5 protein-coding genes are annotated in these 5,357 nt (G+C 31.2%); 4 read left to right on the top strand and 1 reads right to left on the bottom strand.

The genetic code is table 11. From position 1 onward, the window contains the following. Positions 1–70: 70 nt before the first annotated feature. Entirely contained in the window at positions 71–1,231 is a 1,161-nt protein-coding gene (locus VIL26_03835; GenBank protein ID HEY8390063.1) for an O-antigen ligase family protein, read from the bottom strand. Between the two features lie 447 nt (positions 1,232–1,678). Here VIL26_03835 and VIL26_03830 point away from each other — a divergent pair, with 447 nt between their 5' ends. The 4 genes from VIL26_03830 to VIL26_03815 all read left to right on the top strand — a co-directional run. Further along, positions 1,679–2,518 carry a Wzz/FepE/Etk N-terminal domain-containing protein gene (locus tag VIL26_03830; protein ID HEY8390062.1) on the top strand — a complete coding sequence of 280 codons (840 nt, stop codon included), beginning with the start codon at positions 1,679–1,681 and terminating at the stop codon, positions 2,516–2,518. A 2-nt stretch (positions 2,519–2,520) separates the two neighbouring features. Continuing rightward, positions 2,521–3,237, top strand: coding sequence for a CpsD/CapB family tyrosine-protein kinase (locus VIL26_03825; GenBank protein ID HEY8390061.1), 717 nt, complete (start codon positions 2,521–2,523; stop codon positions 3,235–3,237). A gap of 115 nt (positions 3,238–3,352) precedes the next feature. Next, entirely contained in the window at positions 3,353–4,126 is a 774-nt protein-coding gene (locus tag VIL26_03820) for an undecaprenyl-diphosphate phosphatase (protein ID HEY8390060.1), read from the top strand. 72 nt (positions 4,127–4,198) lie between these two features. Continuing rightward, the coding region (locus VIL26_03815; GenBank protein HEY8390059.1) for a phosphoglucosamine mutase at positions 4,199–5,357 on the top strand (1,159 nt) is incomplete at its 3' end.

The raw sequence follows: 5,357 nt of genomic DNA, 5'->3' as shown, positions 1-5,357 counted from the left end.
AAGATGAAAATTAAGCGCCAATAAGACGATGGTCATTATTAATGATACGAGGTCAATTGTTTTTAAAATTTCAGTCATTTTTTTCCTCAGTAATTTTTTCGTGTTTTAGATTTATAACATTTTTTTGGGCAATTATCAGCATGATTAGTGTTGTAATTGCAATATAATAAACGACAAGCATTACGTCAATCAATCCATATAGTTCCCAAGATAAAATAGCGACAAACATAGTTACGCCCATTGGACATTTTAGATTTTTAAGCAAAATCAAATATTTTTGAAAATAAAAATATCCAAAAGCTATAATTCCTATTATTCCCAAATTAGCTGCAATTTGTAAAGGAGTGCTATGAAACATATACATAAAGCTTTTAGTTTGATCCGTTTTGTAGTAATATCCGGTTCCAAATATAAAATGCTTTTTAAACAAATTCCAAGCTTCTTTATATAGCCCAAATCTTCCGCTGTCGTCAAGTCCTTTTTGAAAGATTTTTCCAAAATATTCATAAAATTTATCTTTAAATATTATAACAAAAATCAATGCCGCCGATAAAAAAATAACCATATTGGCTATAAGAATATAACGGTTTACGTTTTTTGTCTTTATAATGAGATAGAGGAGATAAAGAATCAGAATGGGCGTTGAAATCAAAATGCATCCACGAGAATGCGTTATCCAGATCGCAGTATATTCTACAAATGCTAATACAGAAAAAAAGGCACCATACTTATAGCATGAAGAAAGATATAGAGTAAAAGGAATCGTCATCATAAATATAGCTGCTAACGTGTTGGTGTTTCCCCAGCCCAAACGTAGAGTTTTATTGGCAATTGCGTCAGGAATGTTTTCTACTCTTAAATAATAAGTTAACATTTGGGCAATTAATAATAAGGCCACCATCAATATGGAAATAGCAAAATATTTTTTATAATCAATCTTTAGATTTTCTAAAGACACCGTATTATTTAAAAACAAGTAACCACCAGCAAAGCTTATTGTCAAAAAAAACATAAACAAAACGTCTTTGAAGTATTTCAAAAAGCCGTAAGTCATAGTGGTGTATATAATTCCCCCGATTATACCAGCTAAAAAAGTTCCAAAAATAGAATAATAAAGCTTGTCTTTTTGAATCTTTCTTTTATAGGCAAAAATATTAAAGAATATAGCTAAAACTATTAATCCCAAATGTATTCCAGCAAAATAGTATTGAGTCTTAAAATTAGGGAACATATAAAAAGCCATCAAAAGTATAGGCAAGCAATAAAAAGTATTGGACTGAGTAATGAATATTAGAATTAAAAATATAGTTAAAATACTAAGTCCCCAAAAGACTAAGTTATAAGCCCAAGAAAAATAACATATCACGCCTATCAAAAAAGGGTAGATTTTGCTAGAAATAAACTTTTTTATTATGAGAGAAAATTTTGTATTAGGTATCTCAGAAAATTTCATCAAAAGCAACCTGTGATTTAATATGAACATTATATCACAATCGATATAAAAACAATACTATTAGCGAAATTATATTAAGAAATTGTAATTTAAAAGAAATTTTCTTAAAAATTCAAAATGAAGAAATAATTTTATAGAAAAATTTTATTGAAAATTTTATTGAATTAAATAATAATTGTTGATATAATATTTTTGTTAAATTTTTAAATACTATGGAGCTTTAATTTGGAACTATCATTAAAAGATTATTTTTTTATTATCATTAAAAGATGGAAAATCATTGTGTCACTAGTACTAGCTGGAATGCTTATTATGTTTTTTTGGTCTTTTTTTATTATAAAAGACAAATATGAAATAAGCACAACAGCTTCTTTATATAAGATTATTCAAAAAATTGATCCCAATCAATCTGAAGAAATTAATACCACTGATAAAGAAAACACAGCTTTTGAACGCATAGTTTCTAGATTTAATGCTGAACTAACTGGCGCAAACTATTTGTATGATTTGGTTTGGAATACTGAGATTTCTCAATTGTCCAGTTCATATGATTCATTAGAATCCCAAGCTCAGAATACATATGTTTTTAAATCTGATTATTCAACCATAGGAGAATGGGCTCAAAAGATCGGATATACAAAAAAGAGTTTGAGACAAGCTCTTAATTTTTCTTTTTCATCAGTTTCCAAAGGATACTTTACAATTTCAATAACCGTAACTAATCCTGATTTTGGAGTATGTCTGCTTGCAGCTTATAATTTGGTATCCAAAGAGCGTGTGAGTGAGATATCAGAACAAGCTACATATAACACTATTGTGAAATCAAGTTATCTTATAATTGACCAGCCTATTATACCTGAAGATAAAGATGTAATACGTCCTAATATTCCAGTTAATATGTTGCTTGGAGCTTTGGTTGGTGCTGTCTTGGCTGTTACCATCATTTTGATTGTCAACTTTTATGATGTTAAAATCAAGAATGAAGATGATATAAGAGAAAAATTTGATGTGCCTGTAATAGCTACAATACCTGATATCTCAGAAATTAAAGAAAGGAATGTATAATAATGTTTACATTAAATAAAAAGAAAAAAAACCGTGTTATAAAAAGTGATTATCCATTAATTACTGATAAGGATATTAATTTTTCTTTTGCAGAAGCGTTTAGAGTTTTTGCAGTCAATCTTAGATTTACTTTTGCACAAAAAAGTTCAAGAAAGGTAATTATAACAGGCGCTAGTGAAAACATGGGCAAAACCATGATAAGCGCAAATTTATCAATTGCCTTGGCTCAAAGCGGATTTAAGGTTTTGTTAATTGATTGCGATATAAGAAAGCCTTGTGTGCATAAAGTATTTAATGATGAAAATGTAATAGGTTTGACGCATCTTTTATGCGATGAAGCTGAATTTGTAGATGCAGTAAAAAAATCAAAAGTAGAAAATCTTTCTTATATCACTGCAGGTGTATCTTCCCCTAATCCATTAAAATTACTTATGAGTCAAGAAATGGTTGATTTGCTCAATAACTTGTCTAAAGAATATGATTGGATAATTTTGGATACTCCGCCTGTTAATGTAGTGAGTGATGCTCTTATTTTATCTAATAATAGTGATGGCGTTATTTTGGTAGCAGAAGAAAAAATTTCTGACTATAAAGAACTAGGAAAAGCGATAGAACAGGTTAAATATGTTAACGGAAATTTGTTAGGTGTAGTACTTAACCGCGCAACGCCAGCTAAGGGTAAAAAGTATTATTATTATTCTTATGGACTAAAGCAATAAGTCCAATAAAATGACATAAATTTTATATAATATTTTATAAATTAGGCGTTAGTTTATATATAAACTTGCGCCTTTATTTATAATATGATAACATAATTGATTGTTGGAGAGTGAGATGGAAATTTGGAAGGCCATAATTTTGGGTTTGATACAGGGTTTAACAGAATTTTTGCCGGTTTCTAGCAGCGGACATTTGGTTTTAGCTCAAAACATTTTGGGAATAGATCCTAGCATTACATTGTTTTTTGATGTAATGCTTCATGTAGGTACATTGATAGCTGTTTTTGCTGTTTTTTATAAGGATATCTTTGATCTCTTAAAACCGCCTTTTAAGACTTTGGGCTTATTGATTTTGGCGACTATTCCTGCCGGTGTCGCTATGTTATTATTTTCTAACCAAATTGAAGCTCTTTTCCAAGGGCAATTTTTGTGGATTGGATTTATGATAACGGCGATAATGCTGCTTATTACAGAATATGTTGGGAAAAAATATCCAAAAGATAATCCGCTTGGTATAAAGGTCAGTCTTATTATGGGTGCAGCTCAAGCGGTAGCTATTGTTCCAGGAGTTTCCAGAAGCGGGTCCACTATAAGCGGAGGAGTTTATTCCGGCGCCAGCAGAACAACAGTAGCAAAATTTTCTTTTTTGATGAGCATTCCTGTTATATTAGGATCAGCTTTTGTGGAAGTTATCAAGGTTGAGAACTGGAATGCAGTTCCTGCGTTGGCTGTTATTATGGGAATGATTAGTGCTGCAATAAGTGGATATTTGGCGGTTAGATTAATGCTTAATTTAATCAAAAAATGCAATTACAAGTGGTTTTCTTTATATTTGGGAGTTTTGACCGTAATTACTTTTATTAATGAGATTATTATTCCCTTATGGTAACACAAGATTTTAGAAGATAAGCATATAATATTATGTTTTATTTTATAAATAATTAATAAACAAAGGGGTAGTATGAGTCAATATTTTGGAACAGACGGTATAAGGGGAATTGCCAATAAAGATCTTACAATAGAGCTTTCAGCCAAAGTAGGAAATGCGTTGACATTGTTGAAAGAAAATCCTTTAGTGGTTATAGGAACTGATACACGCATATCAAAAGATATGTTAAAATTGGCAGTTATTTCAGGAATTTTAGCAGGCGGCGGCAATGTAATTGATCTTGGTATTTTGACAACTCCTGCAATTTCTTACATAACCACCTTATACAAGGCTGATTTTGGCGTGGTTATAAGTGCTTCTCATAATCCTCCCGAATATAACGGCATTAAGATTTTTGATAACAAAGGTGCCAAGCTTGGTGAAATTGAAAGAGATTTTATTGAAGACTGTATAAATCAGAATAAGACTAATTATTCTCAAAATATAGGAACTGCAAATCAGGATTTATTATCACATGAACGATATATTAATTTCTTAGCAGAATCCGTAGATACAGATCTAAAAGGACTAAAAATTGTTTTGGACTGCAGCAACGGTGCAAGTTTTGAAGTTGCGCCTAAGTTGTTTGAAAAATTAGGCGCAGAAGTTTTTAGCTATAACTGCAATCACACTGGACATGACATTAACGTAAACTGCGGCTCATTGCATGAAGAGTTTTTGTCAAAAAAGACAAAAGAAATAAAAGCCGATATCGGTTTTGCTTTTGACGGAGATGCTGACAGAGTTATTGCTAGCGATAGCGACGGCAATATAATTAACGGTGACTCAATAATATACATATTAGCAAAGTACTTACATTCAATTGGTCGTTTAAAAGGCAATATAGTTGTAGGCACACATCATACCAATATGGGTATGGAGATGTATTTAAAACAAAGCGGAATTAAGCTAATCAGGGCAGATATAGGCGACCATTTTGTGGCATGTGAGATGGAAAAATACGATTGCGTTTTGGGCGGAGAACAATCGGGACACATAATTTTGAAGGACCATGCGCCGACTGGCGACGGTATCTTGGCGGCGCTTAAATTGGTCAGCGTTTTGAAAAAGACTCAAAAATCCATAAAAGAGCTCAATGATTTTTATGTATATCCACAAGTCAATATTAATATTGAAGTCAGCGACAAACACAAAGTTTTGGCTAATGAATACTTGCAATCTGAACTAAAGA

It is taken from the genome of Clostridia bacterium (assembly GCA_036562685.1).
Classification (GTDB): Bacteria; Bacillota; Clostridia; order Christensenellales; family DUVY01; genus DUVY01.
This window is presented reverse-complemented; position numbering and strand designations above follow the sequence as displayed.